We start from the raw sequence: 14,568 nt of genomic DNA, 5'->3' as shown, positions 1-14,568 counted from the left end.
GGCCATGTCTCCACCCCCGCCCTCGCCCACCTCTCCCCCCGGGCGATACGCGTGCGAAGGAGCCCGCGATGAGCGACATGATCACCGCGGACCTGGTCGATCTCGACCTGTCCGCCGACACCAAGGAAGCGGCGGCACGCGCCCTCGCCCGACGCATGGTGACCCTGGGCCGGGTGACCGACCTGGAGGGCTTCCTCGCCGACGTGGCCGCCCGCGAGGCACAGATGCCGACCGGTCTCGACGGCGGCATCGGCATCCCGCACTGCCGCAGCGAGCACGTCACCGAGCCGACGCTCGCCTTCGGGCGCAGTGCGGCCGGGATCGACTTCGGCGCGCCGGACGGTCCCGCCGACCTGATCTTCCTGATCGCGGCGCCCGCCGGTGCCGACGATGCCCATCTGACGATCCTGTCCTCGCTGGCGCGGCAGTTGATGAACGCCGAGTTCACCGACGCCCTGCGGTCGGCGGGGGACGCGACGGGTGCGGCGGCGCTGATCCGCGGGGACGCGCCGGCCGCGGACACCGGGGACGCGGGTGCTTCCGCCGGCGCAGGCGCGGGCGGTGCCTCCGAGGGCGCCAAGAGCGCCGTGGGTGCCTCCGTGGGCGCCTCCGCAGACTCCGTGGCGGCGTCGGGGGCGGCCTCCGCCGATGCCGCCACGGGCAGTTCGTCCGGTGAGGGCGAGCGCCCCTTCCGGATCGTCGCCGTCACGTCCTGTCCGACCGGCATCGCCCACACGTACATGGCGGCCGAGTCGCTGGAGAACGCGGGCCGCGAGGCGGGCGTCGAACTCGTCGTCGAGACGCAGGGCTCGGCCGGCTTCACCCGGCTCGACCCGGCCGTCATCGCGGCGGCGGACGGCGTGATCTTCGCCCATGACGTCCCCGTACGCGACAAGGACCGCTTCGCCGGCAAGCCGACCGTCGACGTCGGCGTGAAGGCGGGCATCAACCGTCCTGCGGAGCTGATCGGCGAGGTGCGCGGGAAGGCGGCGCGCGGTGAGGTGACCGGGGCGCCCGGAACCGGCTCCACGCCCGTCGAGCGGGCGGGGACCGCCGGCGACAGCTACGGCACCAAGCTGCGCAAGTGGCTGATGACCGGCGTGAGCTACATGGTCCCGTTCGTCGCGGCCGGCGGTCTGCTGATCGCCCTCGGCTTCGCGATCGGCGGCTACCAGATCAACGAGGCCAAGCCGGTCATGGAGCACTTCGACTGGGGCCAGGTCGACAGCTGGGGCGCGCTGCTCTTCCAGATCGGCGGCGTCGCCTTCGGCTTCCTGATCCCCGTCCTCGCCGGCTACATCGCCTACGGCATGGCGGACCGGCCAGGCCTCGTGCCCGGCTTCGTCGGCGGCATGATCTCCGTCAACATCGCCGCAGGCTTCCTCGGCGGCCTGGTCGCCGGTCTGCTGGCCGGTGCGGTCGTCCTCGGTATCCAGCGGATCAAGATCCCGCCGGTGATGCGCGGCATCATGCCGGTGGTCGTGATCCCGCTGGTCTCGTCGATCGTCGTCGGCTTCCTGATGTTCATCGTGATCGGCAAGCCGATCGCCGAGGCCCAGAAGGCGATGACGGACTGGCTCAACGGCCTCTCCGGCACCAACGCCATCCTCCTCGGCGTCCTCCTCGGCCTGATGATGTGCTTCGACCTGGGCGGCCCGGTCAACAAGGTCGCGTACGCCTTCGCCACCGCCGGTATCGCCGTGCAGGACCCGAGCGACTCCGCGATGAAGGTCATGGCCGCCGTGATGGCCGCCGGCATGGTGCCCCCGCTCGGCATGGCCCTCGCGACGACTGTCCGCAAGAAGCTGTTCACCACCACCGAGCGCGAGAACGGCAAGGCGGCCTGGATCCTCGGCGCCTCCTTCATCTCCGAGGGCGCGATCCCGTTCGCCGCGGCCGACCCGTTGCGCGTCATCCCCGCCTCCATGGCGGGCGGCGCGGTCACCGGCGCGCTCACCATGGCCTTCGGCTCGACCCTGCGCGCCCCGCACGGCGGCATCTGGGTCACCTTCCTGATCGGCAAGCCGTTCCTGTACCTGCTGGCCATCGCCATCGGTACGGCGATCACGGCAGGCCTGGTCATCGTCCTCAAGGGCCTGCGCAAGACGGCCCCGGACGGCGCGGCCACCGGCTCCGACGAGTCCGCGGCGGCTCCGGCGGCGCAGGCGAAGCAGCCCGTGGCGGCGTAAGCGGCGGGAGGCGGGGGCGGGCGCACATGGCCCGCCCCGGCAAGGCAGGCCGGTGGCAGCCCTGGCGGGACGGGGCTGCGACCGGCCGCAGCCGTTTCATCGTCCCTATGTCCCTTTGGGTGGCTGTGAGTTGTTCACGGCACCTGCGAGATACGTCACGGTCCGGGGCCAAAGTCCCGGACCGTGGTGTCTACTGGGGCGCATGCCTGAGCACGTCTCGATCTACCAGCTGACGGGCATGGCCGTCCTCGCCCTGGCGACCGTCGTCTGGGCGATCGGCCTGACCCGCGTCCTGCGCCGCAGCCGCGAGGCCGCCCCGTGGCGGACCTCCGCCCTTCTCCCGGCCCTCCCGTACCAGCGGCAGGCCGGTCCCGAACGGGAGTCCGTCCAGCTGACTCCGGCGGAACACGACGCGTTCGCGGGACTGGTGCGACAGCTCAGCGACGGTCGCTGACCAAGCGGCCGAGGCGAGGCGCGAGCCTCAGGTGCGTGGCGTGCGTGACGACACCCGCGCCGCGCGCCGCTCCATCGCATCGCGCGCCGCGTCCTCGGAGACGTACACCTCGCACATGTGCCGCCCGTCGGGCGTGGCCGTGTGCTCGACCTCCCACAGGGAGATCTCTTTGCCGTCGCGCAGCAGGAACGCGTGCTCGTAGAGCGAGAAGCACAGCCCGATCCGCCCCGCACGGCACGGCCGTCCGAAAGCCTGCGTGATCTGGTGCGCGAACGCCGTCGTCAGCAGCGAGGCCGTCTCCGTGCCCGGCTGGTCCGGGTTCTCCGCGCGGCGCAGGAGCCTGCGCGCGTGATCCGCCGAGTCGTCGGGCACGTACGCGTGCCGGGGCGCGGGGATCGGCGACAGCTGCACCGTCACCGGCAGCTCGAAGTCCGGTGCGTCCGGCGGCAGCGGCAGCCGTGCCGTGGCGGCGCGCAGCTCCTCCTCGTCGACGTACACCTCGTGCTGCGGGACGCTGCCCGGCGCGGTGTTGTGGACCAGCTCCCAGAGGGTGAGTGCCGAGCCGTCGGCGAGCAGCCAGGTGTGGCGGTACGTCTCGCGGTGCAGCCCCGCGCTGTGGTGCGCGGAGTGCAGCGAGCTGTCGTGCGCGAGCGCGCAGTCGAGTCGCCGTATCGTCTCGTCGGGCAGCTCGAAGGAGTTCAGCGCGCGGCCGAGGAGTCGCGCGAGGTGCTCCTCCGGAGACTCGGGCGACTCGCGTGGCTCGTACGCTGCTGTCTCGTACGGAACGCTCAAGGTTTCTCCCGGCGTTGCTGCATGTCACCTTGTGGGTGCATACCGTAGCCCCTCGGTCGGACATCATGTCCGGGAACCGAGAAAACGTGCGCACAGAAAACGCTCGGGCCGCGTGAGAAGTTCCCACACGACCCGAAGGTCCGTCAAAACCCGCCGGTCAGAAGGCACTTGCCGCGTCATGGCGCCCCGGGCGGCGCACCGCTGCCGGCGTGCGCCCCGGTGCTCAGCGGGCGCTCAGCGGGCGTTCATCCGGCGCTTCCCGCGACCCACTCGGTCCACGACATGTTCCAGCCGTTGAGCCCGTTGTCCGGCGACACCGTCTTGTCGGGGGAATTCTTGACGATCACGACATCGCCGGCGACGGAGTTGTCGTAGAACCACTTGGCGTTCGTGTCGCCCTGTCCGCCCTGGACGTCCTGCAGTCCGACGCAGCCGTGACTGGTGCCCTGCCGGCCGAAGGGCGGGTTGCCCTTGTTGTACCAGTAGTTGCCGTGGATGAACGTCCCCGACTGCGTCAGCCGCATCGCGTGCGGCACGTCCGGGATGTCGTAGGCGTTGGCGAGCCCGACCGTCCGGCTGTCCATGCGCAGCTTCTGGAACTTCTCGGAGATCACCATCTGGCCGTTGTACGTGGTGTTTTGCGCGTCGCCCGTCGAGATCGGCACCTTCTTGAGGGTCTTCCCGTCGCGCACGACCGTCATGGTCTGGGTGTCGGCGTCGACCGTGGAGACCTGAGACCGCCCGATCGTGAAGGTGACGGTCTTCTTCTGCACCCCGAAGGCGTCGTTCGCGCCCTCGACGCCGTCCAGGTCGATCTTCATCGTGACCTTGGAGCCGGCCTTCCAGTACTCCTCGGGCCGGAAGTCGATCCGCTGCGAGCCGAACCAGTGCCCGACGACCTTCTGCCCGCTGCTGGACGAGACCGTGATGTGCGACTGCACGGCCTTCTTGTCGCTGATCGCCTTGTCGAAGGTGAACGACACCGGCATCCCGACGCCCACCGTCGTCCCGTTGTCCGGTGTGTACGTCCCGATGAAGCTGTTCGCCTTGCTGACCGTCGTGAAGGTCGCGTCGGCTGCGGTGGTCCGCCCGTCGGAGTCCTTCGCGCTCGCCGATATCTCGTACTTCGTCCCGCGCTCCAACTGCTCCTTCGGCGTCCAACTGCCGCCGTTCGCCGAGATGAACCCGGGCACCGACTGCCCCGTCCCCGCAACGGTCATCTTCACGTCGGTCAGCTCGCCGTCGCTGACCTTCACGCCCGTCGTGTTGATCGACGCACCCGTCGAACCGTCCTTGGCCGATATGGCGATCTTCGCCTCGGACGTCTTGGCGGAGTCCCCGCCCGCCTTGCCGTCGTCCTTCCCGGCATCTGCGCCGCCCCCGCAGGCGGTGAGGGTGAGGGCGCCGACCGCCAGGACGGCACAGGCCCCGAATGCGCGCCGCGCTGATATGTCCGGCGTTGTCACGAGATTCTCCAGGTTCGTGTGATGTGCGTGATCCGCTCCCATGCGTGGAGAAAGAGCGAATCCATGACCGGTCGGGTTCCCTCCGGCAGCCGTGAACGCCATCACGTGACACAACCGGGACAATCGTCCGTACGAAACGCGCCACACGCGGGCCTGCGGGTGCCGGAGCCGAGCGCGCCGCGGCGGCTGCCCCGGACGGGTGGGGCGGCCGCGCACCCGCAGGCGCGGGTCGCCCCCCGAGGCGTACGACCCCGACAGCGCCGAGCATGAGGCCCTCGCACGGCGTCGCGGCCGCCCTCGGCGCTCTTCGGTGCCGCAGCCCGACATGGACCGCCCGATGGACGCCGTGGGCGTGGCCGCGGCGGCCGCCGCGGCGCTCGACGGCGCCGTCCTGCACGGCATGCCGTGTTCCGCCCCCGCGCCCAGCAGTTCACCACCGGCTCCGGACCCGATGCGGTCGGCGGAGCCCCGTCACCGCCCCCCGTACAACTCCCCGTACGACGGCCACACCCCGCCCGGACCGTCCACCGACTCGGCCGCGCGCACGGCCCGCACGATCGCGCGCGTCACCACGTCGGCGCCGGCCTCGAGCAGCGGGTTGAGCGCGAGCGGGTGCTCGGCGTCGAGCGCGCGCTGTCCCGTCGCCAGCGTGAACACCGTGTCGCCGTCGTGGAGGAGGTGCACGGGTCGCACGGCGCGGGCGATGCCGTCGTGCGCCGTTCCGGCGAGCTTCTGCGCCTGCGCCTTGGACAGTTGCGCGTCGGTGGCGACAACGGCGAGCGTGGTGTTCAGCAGAGGCGCCGCGTTCTCCGCCGCGGTCTCCGCGAGGCGCCGGCGCGCGGCCTCGTGGACGCGCGGCTCCGGAGGGTCGACGCGCCCCTGGAGCAACTCCCCGTACAGGAGGCCTTTTCCGGGCTCCACCACGGAGCCCGCGGCGTTGGCCACCACCAGCGCGGCGACCGTGATCCCCGAGTCGAGAACGGTGCTCGCGGTACCCACTCCGCCTTTCATCGCCCCGACCACGGCGCCGGTACCCGCGCCCACGCTCCCTTCCCGCACCACCGCACCGACCGCGCTCGCCGCGGCCGCCTCGACCGCGGCCCGGCCCGTGGCCGCATCGGGCCGGGCCCGGAAGTCACCACCCCGCGCCAGGTCGAAGACGCAGGCGGCGGGTACGACGGGAACGACGTGCGCCGGATCCACCCCGACAGGCACTCCGCGCCCCTGCTCCTCCAGCCATGCCATCACGCCGGACGCGGCGTCGAGCCCGTACGCGCTGCCGCCGGTCAGCACGATCGCCTCGACCTTCTGCACGACATTGCGCGGGTCGAGGGCGTCGGTCTCCTTGGTGCCGGGTCCGCCGCCGCGCACATCCACGGCGGCGACGGCACCGCCCTCAGGGGCGAGCACGACGGTGGTACCGGTGAGCCAACCGTCGCCGACGCGCGTCGCGTGTCCCACGCGCACGCCGGTGACGTCGGTCAGAGCGTCAACTGTCATGGGACCAGTCTCGTCCAGGCACCGGCGCCGTCCCAGGACGTCACACGACCGGGGTCGCCTCTTTCCTCTCCCGGGTCGCCATGCGCGCCGTCAGCGTCACCCCGGTCGCCACCGCGAGCGCCGAGACGATGCCCGACGTGAGCACGGCCCAGTCACCCAAAAACGTGCAGAGGATCACGAGGAACGCCGTGGTCGGCAGTACCAGTTGCTGGGCGATGCCCACCTTGAAGTGACGCGAGTGCAGGGCCCAGACGGTGAGCAGGTAGAGCGCGGTCGGCAGGGTCACGGCGGCCGACGCGGCCAGCGTGGAGATATGCGCCTTGCCCACCGCCTGCTCGACGGCCACCTCCAGGCCGGCGCCGACCGCGGCCGCCGAGGCGAAGATCAGGTAGTGGCCGTAACCCCACAGGAAGGCCTGCTTGTTGGAGCGCAGATGGCCGTGGATCGGCACGACGAAGTAGATCCACCACGCGGAGAAGATGATCAGCAGCCCACCCGCGGCGATCGGCAGCAGTTCACCGAGCGCGTCGTTCTCGTCCACGCCCGACTTCACGGCGACGGTGGCCGCGGCGATCGTCTCGCCGAGCACGATGATCGTGAACAGGCCGTAGCGCTCGGAGATGTGGTGCGGATGCCAGGACGTGGGGAAGCCCTTCTCCGCGTACCGCGGCACGCACATCTCGAGGACCGCCATCACCAGGAACACCCAGGGCCGCCCGCCCTCGGGCAGGATCAGCAGCCCCAGCCAGCCGACGAGGCAGAGCAGCACGCCGCCTGCGTAGCGCAGGGCCGTCGTTCTCTCCGGGCCCTCGCTCGATCTCGCCACGCGCAGCCACTGCGTCGACATGGCGAGCCGCATGATCACGTAGCCCAGCCAGACGACCAGGAAGTCATGGTCCTCGAACGCCTTGGAGACCCCGGCCGCGAGCACCAGCACGCCGGCGATCTGGACCAGGGTGACGACCCGGTAGAGGACGTCGTCGTTGTCGTACGCCGAGGCGAACCAGGAGAAGTTCATCCAGGCCCACCAGATGGCGAAGAAGACCATCGCATAGTTGAGGATCCCTTCGCCCGCGTGCGACTCGGCCACGGAGTGCACGAGTTGCACGCCCGCCTGGGCGATGGCCACGACGAAACACAGGTCGAAGAAGAGTTCCAGGGGCGAGGCGACCCGGTGGGCCTCCTCGCGGCCGCGGGCGGTGAGCCTGCCCAAGGGCGCCGGGGAGGGAGTCGAACTGGACGTCATGAGTCCAAGCACAGCAGATACGGGCCAGAACGTCTTGCGACGGATTCGCAAACGTGTGCGGGTCCCAAGGCTTTCATCCGTACGACGAGGCGGTACGGAAGGCGCGGACCATGACTGCCGCCGGGAACGACCAGGACGGTCGTCGCCCCCGGGGCCGTACCCTGGACGCATGAGCACCGCCCCCGACCGCGAGCCGCGCGCCCCGAAGCCGTCGCTGATCTTCGACGACCCGCTGGACCAGCAGTCCTCGGACGACACGGACCGCGGCTGGGGCGAGCGACCCGGCGCCGACAGCGCGGCCGACCTGAAGCGCTTCCTCGACGAGAAGCCGCCCCACCACCTCTGACCGCGCCGCACGGCCGCCGCGCAGAGGAGGCGAGGCGTGGCCGTTACCGCTCGTCGTGCCCGGACCCCCGCTGCGCGACCAGCGCGTCGCGGATCTCCTTGAGGACCTCCAGCTCGGTCACCTCGATGACCTCGTGCGTGCCCTCCTTCGCCTTCCGGCGGGCCTCCATCCGAGCCAGGTACTTCGACATCGGCAGAACCATCAGGAAGTAGACGACCGCCGCGGTGATCACGAAGCTGAGCGTCGCGCCGAGCACGGTGCCCCATCTGATCGGGATGCCGCTCAGCACGGTACCGTCCGCCGACACCTTGCACGGGTCCTTCAGACACGAGCTGTAGCTGTCGAGGTTCTTGGTGCCGATCGCCCCGACCAGCGGGTTGATCACGCCTTTCACCACCGAGTTGACGACGTTGGTGAAGGCGGCGCCGATGACCACCGCTACTGCCAGATCGACGACGTTCCCGCGCATCAGGAAGGCCTTGAAGCCCTCCCAGACGCTCGGCTTCTTCTCGCTCACCTAGGGGACTCTCCTCGCGCGCACAGGTTGTGGAACAAACAGCTCCGCAACCTACGTCAACGCGAGGCGACCCTGTCCAATTGGGTAGCTCGAACGAGGGCCTTGACAGTAATCCGCGCAACAGACGGACCGCACAGCTCAGCACAGTGTCACCGCCAGCCGTGCCGTGGCGCTCGCGCCCGCGAGACGCACCGCGATCGGACGCGGCACCGAGAGCACGACCAGCGCCCCGCTCTCCGTGGCACCCTCCAGAGGCTCCGGCACCTTCTTCACCCGCGCCCCGCGCGCGAGCACCTGGGCGTCGCCTCCTGTCGCCGTCGTCCCGGCGGCGATCACGTCCACCCGGTCACCGGGCCGCAACAGCAGCACCGTGGCACCGTCGGCGATCCGCACCGGTGCCGTCACCATCTCCACGGCGTGACGCTCCCGCACCGGCTCGACCACGGGATGCCCGCGCCCCCCGTCGGCGTCGCCCGGACCGACGGCCACCAGCGCGGCCGCGGTGACGGCCAGGCCCGCTGCCACGGCCCGCCTGCGGTGCCGTACGAGCCTGGCCAGTTGATGCCGCCCGCCGCGCACCCGCACGGGAGCGAAGTGCGGCACCTCGCACGTCGCGGGAGCGTCGGTGCCCGGCGGGCGCGGAGCAAGGGGGGAGAAGGGCGGGGGAGACGGAGCGAAGGACACGGGAACCACCACCTGTCACGAGGAATCGGCTTGCAAGGCCACGATGAGGCCTCGCGCCGTCCCCCGCCGAGACAGGTGGATCACCTACCGGTTGTGGACAACTCCCTCACTCGAACGAGCAGTTCCGCCCGTGCAGGGGCCGGGAACTGTTGGGGTTTGGCTGAGCGCGGGTGCGTTCTGGTGTGTGTGAGTGAGGCGGAGGGTCTGGGCGGGTGGCTGGGGGTTGCCGTCCTGAGAGGGGGATCGGAGTTCGTTCGTCGAATGTGTGACCTTTCCGGGCGGGGCTCGTTCATGTGATGACCGGGTTTTCTGGGGACCGTATGGGGTTGTGGGATGGGCGGGTTGCGGGAGCTTGCAGCGTCGTTTGTCGTGCCCGGCCCCTCGGGGGTGGCGGCCCGTACGAGGCTCAAGCAGCTCACGCCCGCCGATGAGAAGGTGCTCGCGCTGGTCGGTGCGCACCTCGGCTCTCTCGCCTCCCAGGACTTGAAAGTGCGGTGCTCGGCGGGGCCTGGAACATTCCGCGGAGACGTGGGCCGCGCGTAAGCGGGCTCTGACGGCTGTGTCGTCGTCGCGGTGGGGCAACAGGACTCACTCCCGCTCAGTCTTCAGGAACGGTGCTGTTCTCCGCAGCGCTACGGCAGTTCGAACCCGGGATCCATGCCGCCCAGCGCCGTTGTGCACAGGCAGTCCCGCTCTTCGTTCGCCGGCAGCGCGGCCACCGCGTCGAACAGCACCCCCCGCAGCCGGTCCACGTTCGCCGCGAACACCCGCAGCACCTCGTCGTGCGAGACGCCCTCACCGGTCTCGGCGCCCGCGTCGAGGTCCGTGACCAGGGTCAACGACGTGTAGCAGAGCTCGAGTTCACGGGCGAGCGCCGCCTCGGGGTGCCCGGTCATACCCACCACCGACCAGCCCTGCGCCCGGTGCCACAACGATTCGGCACGCGTCGAGAAGCGCGGCCCCTCGATCACGACCAGGGTCCCGCCGTCCACCGCCTCCCAGTCCCGGCCGTGCGCGGCCTTCAGCGCGGCCGCCCGCCCGACGGGGCAGTAGGGGTCGGCCAGCGACACGTGCACCACGTTGGGCAGGCTGCCGCCCGGCAGCGCCAGCCCGTCGAAGTACGTCCCCGCGCGGGACTTCGTACGGTCGACCAGCTGATCCGGCACGAGCAGCGTGCCCGGCCCGTACTCGGGGCGCAGCCCGCCCACCGCACACGGACCGAGGACCTGGCGTGCCCCGACCGACCGCAGCGCCCACAGATTGGCGCGGTAGTTGATCCGGTGCGGCGGCAGATGGTGGCCGCGTCCGTGCCGGGGCAGGAAGGCGACCCGACGGCCCGCTATCTCACCGAGGAACAGGGAGTCACTGGGCGGTCCGTACGGGGTGTCCACCTGGATCTCGGTCACGTCGTCGAGGAACGAGTAGAAGCCCGAGCCGCCGATTACGCCGATCTCTGCGTTCGCCATGACCCGCACACTAGCTGGCCCCGGCAGCGGGCAGAGAAGAGCTCCGCAAACACCGAGGACCCTGTCGTCGTACGACAACAGGGTCCCGTGAGTGCGTCTCTAGGCGGCGGAGGTGCTGCTGGAGGAGGTGCCGGTGCTCGACGACTTCGAGTCCGAGGACGACGACGTCGAGGTGGACGAAGAAGGCGTCGACGTCGAAGGCTTCGACGCCGGCGAGCTGCTCGACGAGGAGCCGCGGCTGTCGTTGCGGTAGAAGCCGGAGCCCTTGAAGACGATGCCGACTGCGGAGAACACCTTCTTGAGGCGGCCCTGGCAGTTGGGGCACTCGGTCAGAGCGTCGTCGGTGAACTTCTGCACCGCCTCGAGGCCCTCGCCGCACTCGGTGCACTGGTACTGGTAGGTCGGCACTGTCTTCCTCCTGGCACTCTCACTCATTGAGTGCTAACGAGGGTCCATAGTGACGTATTCCCGAGGATCAGTCCACCGCCACCGGCACGCGGTGACCGACGCCACGTGCGACGGTCCGGGTCCGGGGGCGTGTCGTCAGGCGTGACCGGAGGGCCAGCAGGGTCGCCAGGGCGAGCAGTGTGCCGACCATCGGGACGAGGAACCCTGCACCGTTCCAGAAGCGGTCCTCCAGCTGTCCGGCAGCCGTGACGGCGGCCGCCTGGCCGAGCGCCACCGCGCCGGTCAGCCAGGTGAAGGCCTCGGTACGGGCACCGGCCGGCACCAGGCTCTCCACCAGCGTGTAGCCGGTGATCAGCGCGGGCGCGATGCACATGCCGACCAGGAGGCCGAGCCCGGCGAGCGCGAGCACCGAGTGCGCGGCCCACAGTCCGGAGGCCACCAGCGCGAGCGCGCCGTACCCGACCACGAGGCGCTGCTGCGGAGCCACCTTCCACGCGATGGCACCGCAGACGATCCCGGAGAGCATGTTGCCCGCGGCGAAGACGCCGTACAGGACACCGTTCAGACCGGGCTCGCCGATCGAATCGGTGAACGCGGCCAGCGAGACCTGCATACCGCCGAAGACGGAGCCGATGCCCAGGAACGTCACGATCAGCACGCGCACGCCAGGCACGCGCAGCGCGGAACCGTGCTCCACGCGTGCGTGCCCGTCGAGGGTGACCAGTGGCTGCGTGCTCTTCTGCGCGGCGAACAGCAGACCGCCGAGCAGGGTCAGTGCCGACTCCGTCAGCAGGCCCGCGGCCGGGTCGACGGCGGTGCACAGCGCGGTGGCCAGCAGCGGGCCGAAGACGAAGGTCAGCTCGTCCGTGACGGACTCGAAGGCCGCCGCGGTGGTCATGAGGGGCGAGCCCTGGAGCTTCACGCCCCAGCGCGCGCGCACCATGGGACCGACCTGCGGCACCGAGGCGCCGGTGGGGACGGCCGCGGCGAACAGCGCCCACAGGGGCGCGTGCGAGAGCGCGAGTGCCGTCAGCGTCAGACCTGACGCCGTGTGCACGATCACGCCGGGGATCAGCACGGCGCGCTGCCCGTGGCGGTCGGCGAGGCGCCCGCTGTAGGGCGCGAACAGTGCCATGGAGACGCCGGTGACGGCCGCGGCGGCGCCCGCCGCGCCGTACGAGCCGGTGGTGTGCTGCACGAGCAGCACGATGGAGATCGTCAGCATCGCGAACGGCTGACGTGCCGCGAAGCCGGGGAGCAGGAACGTCCAGGCGCCGCGGGTGCGCAGCAGCTGCCCGTATCCCGGGCGTGCGGTGACCGTGGATGCCACGGCCCGTGCCTTTCTGCCGCCTGGTAGCGCGCCTGTGCGGGGGCGCCGAGAGCTGTCCTCTTGCGCGCACTGCGGTAGATACCGGGCCCACTGCGGAGGGGCGTTTCGGCCGCCATACGGTCGCGCCAGCAATGCGTCAGGCAGAGTTGGTTCGATCAGAATGCGCCTTCATCGTACAGGGATCAACGCCTGGTGCGCCTGTGAAAACGAGCACCATGAGCCGTGTTCACCTGCGATTATCGGGGGTGTGAACCGTACGAAACGCGCCCTTAACGACATGGGGCGACGTGGAGCGCGCGGCGCGCATCGAGATTGTGCGCTCCTGCACAAGCCGTGCGCGCCCCCACGGCGCGCACCGCCGAACGCACCCGCGCCCCCACCTCCGAGGCCGCGCCGCCCGGTCAGCGCCGCGGCGTCTTCCCGTTCCCGTTGGTGCCCAGCCACCCGGCCAGCTTTCCGTTGTGCCCCACCGCGCGCAGCCGCCGCTCCGCGGCGTCCCGCACGGGATCCGTGGCGACCACCAGCAGCTCGTCCCCGCGCCGCAGCACCGTCGTGGGCAGCGGAACGAACGATTCTCCATCGCGGACGACGAGGGTGACGGCGGCCCCGGCCGGCAGCCGCAGCTCGTTGACCTCGACGCCGTGCATCTTCGAGCCGTCGGGGATCGCGACGGACAGCAGGTGTCCGCGCAGCCGCTCCAGAGGCGCCGACTCGATGCCGAGGTCGGCGGCCTCCGCGTCCCCGCCCAGACGCAGCTGACGCGCGAGCCAGGGCAGCGTCGGTCCTTGGACCAGGGTGTAGACGACGACCAGGACGAAGACGATGTTGAAGATGCGGCGGCTGCCGTCGACACCGTTCACCATGGGGATCGTCGCCAGGATGATGGGCACGGCGCCGCGCAGCCCGGCCCAGGACATGAGGGTCTGCTCCTGCCACGGCACCCGGAACGGCGTCAGGCACAGCACGACGCTCAGCGGCCGCGCGACCATGGTCAGCACCAGGCCGATGACGAGGGCGGGCCACACGTCGTCGCCCAGCTCGTGCGGGGTGACCAGCAGGCCGAGCAGGACGAACATGCCGATCTGGGCGATCCAGCCGAGTCCTTCGGCGAAACCGCGTGTGGCGGGCCAGTGCGGCAGCTTGGCGTTGCCCAGCATCATGGAGGCGAGGTAGACGGCGATGAAGCCGCTGCCGTGCGCCAGCGCGCCGGCCGCGTACGCCGTCACGGCGATCGCCATGACGGCGATCGGATAGAGGCCGGAGGCGGGCAGCGCGACATGCCTGAGGCCCCAGGAGCCCAGCCAGCCGATCGCGATACCGATGGCGGTGCCGATGGCCAGTTCCAGGGTTATCTCGCCGAGGAGCATGTACCAGTGCTCGACCGGGCCCGCGGTGGAGAAGGCGACGACCAGGATGACCACGGGGGCGTCGTTGAAGCCGGACTCGGCCTCCAGCGTGCCCGTCACGCGCGCGGGGAGAGGGATCTTGCGCAGTACGGAGAAGACCGCCGCCGCGTCCGTCGAGGACACGACCGCCCCGATGATGAGCGCCTGGCGCCACTCCAGCCCGACGAGATAGTGCGCGGCTGTCGCCGTGACCCCGACGCTCACCGCGACCCCGACCAGCGCCAGCGCGGTGGCGGACGGCAGCGCGGGCTTGACCTCCTTCCACTTCGTGCCCAGTCCGCCCTCGGCCAGGATCACGACCAGGGCCGCGTATCCGATGACCTGGGTCAGCTCGGCGTTGTTGAAGTGGATGTCGCCGACGCCGTCCTGGCCCATGGCGACGCCGATGCCCAGATATACGAGCAGGCTGGGGAGCCCGCTGCGCGAGGAGATCCGGACCGCTGCGACGGCGACGAGCAGGACGAGCGAGCAGACGAGCAGAAGCTGGTTGAGGTCGTGGACGGTCAGCGGCTGTTCCCTTCCCTGGCCCACGGGCATCACGCGCGCGTGGGCTCACGTACATAGGACACGAAGAGGTGGACCTCCGCATCCAAGTACTTCGTTACCTTACCTAACTCTTGACGATTTCTTGACACTCCTGAAGGCAAGATCGAACGTCCGTCCGTGCTGGTACCCGACTCCGCGTCAAGTGGCGTCGGGCCCTGCGCCTATGGTTGCTCCAGCGCTCATTCAAAGTCACAGCCCCGCCTGCCGCTCGCGTTAGG

General features: G+C 70.5%; 13 protein-coding genes and 2 pseudogenes. 5 read left to right on the top strand and 10 right to left on the bottom strand.

Features of this window, described 5'->3' with window-relative positions; translation table 11 throughout:
* Positions 1–68 precede the first annotated feature (68 nt).
* Entirely contained in the window at positions 69–2,189 is a 2,121-nt protein-coding gene (locus tag TN53_RS28040) for a PTS fructose transporter subunit IIABC (protein WP_046261468.1), read from the top strand.
* Between the two features lie 202 nt (positions 2,190–2,391).
* Entirely contained in the window at positions 2,392–2,643 is a 252-nt protein-coding gene (locus TN53_RS28035) for a hypothetical protein (protein WP_046261467.1), read from the top strand.
* 27 nt (positions 2,644–2,670) lie between these two features.
* On the opposite strand, the gene TN53_RS28030 is transcribed toward TN53_RS28035, so the two are convergent.
* Together TN53_RS28030 and TN53_RS28025 are read right to left on the bottom strand one after the other, a co-directional pair.
* Positions 2,671–3,435: a DUF6227 family protein gene (locus TN53_RS28030; protein WP_046261466.1), complete on the bottom strand. Its 765-nt coding sequence runs from the start codon at positions 3,433–3,435 to the stop codon at positions 2,671–2,673.
* A gap of 245 nt (positions 3,436–3,680) precedes the next feature.
* Positions 3,681–4,901 (bottom strand): L,D-transpeptidase, encoded by a 1,221-nt coding sequence (locus tag TN53_RS28025; protein WP_046261475.1) that lies wholly within the window; start codon positions 4,899–4,901, stop codon positions 3,681–3,683.
* A 211-nt stretch (positions 4,902–5,112) separates the two neighbouring features.
* On the opposite strand from TN53_RS28025, the pseudogene TN53_RS49625 reads away from it, so the two are divergent.
* Positions 5,113–5,313: pseudogene (locus TN53_RS49625) on the top strand (hypothetical protein); the annotation flags it as partial.
* Between the two features lie 59 nt (positions 5,314–5,372).
* On the opposite strand, the gene TN53_RS28020 reads toward TN53_RS49625, so the two are convergent.
* Positions 5,373–6,401 (bottom strand): P1 family peptidase, encoded by a 1,029-nt coding sequence (locus tag TN53_RS28020; RefSeq protein ID WP_046261465.1) that lies wholly within the window; start codon positions 6,399–6,401, stop codon positions 5,373–5,375.
* A gap of 40 nt (positions 6,402–6,441) precedes the next feature.
* Positions 6,442–7,647 carry a low temperature requirement protein A gene (locus TN53_RS28015; RefSeq protein ID WP_046261464.1) on the bottom strand — a complete coding sequence of 402 codons (1,206 nt, stop codon included), beginning with the start codon at positions 7,645–7,647 and terminating at the stop codon, positions 6,442–6,444.
* A 169-nt stretch (positions 7,648–7,816) separates the two neighbouring features.
* On the opposite strand from TN53_RS28015, the gene TN53_RS45655 reads away from it, so the two are divergent.
* Positions 7,817–7,993 (top strand): hypothetical protein, encoded by a 177-nt coding sequence (locus TN53_RS45655; RefSeq protein ID WP_095046774.1) that lies wholly within the window; start codon positions 7,817–7,819, stop codon positions 7,991–7,993.
* Positions 7,994–8,036: 43 nt separating this feature from the next.
* On the opposite strand, the gene mscL is transcribed toward TN53_RS45655, so the two are convergent.
* Together mscL and TN53_RS28005 are read right to left on the bottom strand one after the other, a co-directional pair.
* Positions 8,037–8,510, bottom strand: coding sequence for a large conductance mechanosensitive channel protein MscL (gene mscL / locus TN53_RS28010; RefSeq protein WP_046261463.1), 474 nt, complete (start codon positions 8,508–8,510; stop codon positions 8,037–8,039).
* Between the two features lie 138 nt (positions 8,511–8,648).
* Positions 8,649–9,194 carry a hypothetical protein gene (locus TN53_RS28005; protein WP_046261462.1) on the bottom strand — a complete coding sequence of 182 codons (546 nt, stop codon included), beginning with the start codon at positions 9,192–9,194 and terminating at the stop codon, positions 8,649–8,651.
* A gap of 333 nt (positions 9,195–9,527) precedes the next feature.
* Here TN53_RS28005 and TN53_RS48505 point away from each other — a divergent pair.
* Positions 9,528–9,771: pseudogene (locus TN53_RS48505) on the top strand (IS200/IS605 family accessory protein TnpB-related protein); the annotation flags it as partial.
* Positions 9,772–9,826: 55 nt separating this feature from the next.
* Here TN53_RS48505 and TN53_RS27995 read toward each other — a convergent pair.
* From TN53_RS27995 to TN53_RS27980, 4 genes are all read right to left on the bottom strand, one after another.
* Positions 9,827–10,660: an S-methyl-5'-thioadenosine phosphorylase gene (locus tag TN53_RS27995; protein ID WP_046261460.1), complete on the bottom strand. Its 834-nt coding sequence runs from the start codon at positions 10,658–10,660 to the stop codon at positions 9,827–9,829.
* A 99-nt stretch (positions 10,661–10,759) separates the two neighbouring features.
* Positions 10,760–11,068, bottom strand: a complete 309-nt coding sequence (locus TN53_RS45650; RefSeq protein WP_046261459.1) for an FmdB family zinc ribbon protein — start codon at positions 11,066–11,068, stop codon at positions 10,760–10,762.
* 67 nt (positions 11,069–11,135) lie between these two features.
* Positions 11,136–12,398, bottom strand: coding sequence for an MFS transporter (locus tag TN53_RS27985; protein ID WP_046261458.1), 1,263 nt, complete (start codon positions 12,396–12,398; stop codon positions 11,136–11,138).
* Positions 12,399–12,799: 401 nt separating this feature from the next.
* On the bottom strand, positions 12,800–14,341 hold the full coding sequence (locus TN53_RS27980; RefSeq protein ID WP_046261457.1) for a potassium/proton antiporter: 1,542 nt from the start codon (positions 14,339–14,341) through the stop codon (positions 12,800–12,802).
* Between the last annotated feature and the right edge of the window lie 227 nt (positions 14,342–14,568).

This window comes from Streptomyces sp. WM6386, assembly GCF_000972385.1.
In the GTDB taxonomy this organism is placed as follows: Bacteria; Actinomycetota; Actinomycetes; order Streptomycetales; family Streptomycetaceae; genus Streptomyces.
This window is presented reverse-complemented; position numbering and strand designations above follow the sequence as displayed.

Excerpts from the sequence above, each read along its gene's own strand:
- TN53_RS28020 (WP_046261465.1), bottom strand. The coding sequence starts at position 6,401 with ATGACAGTTGACGCTCTGACCGACGTCACCGGCGTGCGCGTGGGACAC.
- TN53_RS28015 (WP_046261464.1), bottom strand. The coding sequence starts at position 7,647 with ATGACGTCCAGTTCGACTCCCTCCCCGGCGCCCTTGGGCAGGCTCACC.
- TN53_RS27995 (WP_046261460.1), bottom strand. The coding sequence starts at position 10,660 with ATGGCGAACGCAGAGATCGGCGTAATCGGCGGCTCGGGCTTCTACTCG.
- TN53_RS27980 (WP_046261457.1), bottom strand. The coding sequence starts at position 14,341 with ATGCCCGTGGGCCAGGGAAGGGAACAGCCGCTGACCGTCCACGACCTC.
- TN53_RS28035 (WP_046261467.1), top strand. The coding sequence starts at position 2,392 with ATGCCTGAGCACGTCTCGATCTACCAGCTGACGGGCATGGCCGTCCTC.
- TN53_RS28040 (WP_046261468.1), top strand. The coding sequence starts at position 69 with ATGAGCGACATGATCACCGCGGACCTGGTCGATCTCGACCTGTCCGCC.
- TN53_RS45655 (WP_095046774.1), top strand. The coding sequence starts at position 7,817 with ATGAGCACCGCCCCCGACCGCGAGCCGCGCGCCCCGAAGCCGTCGCTG.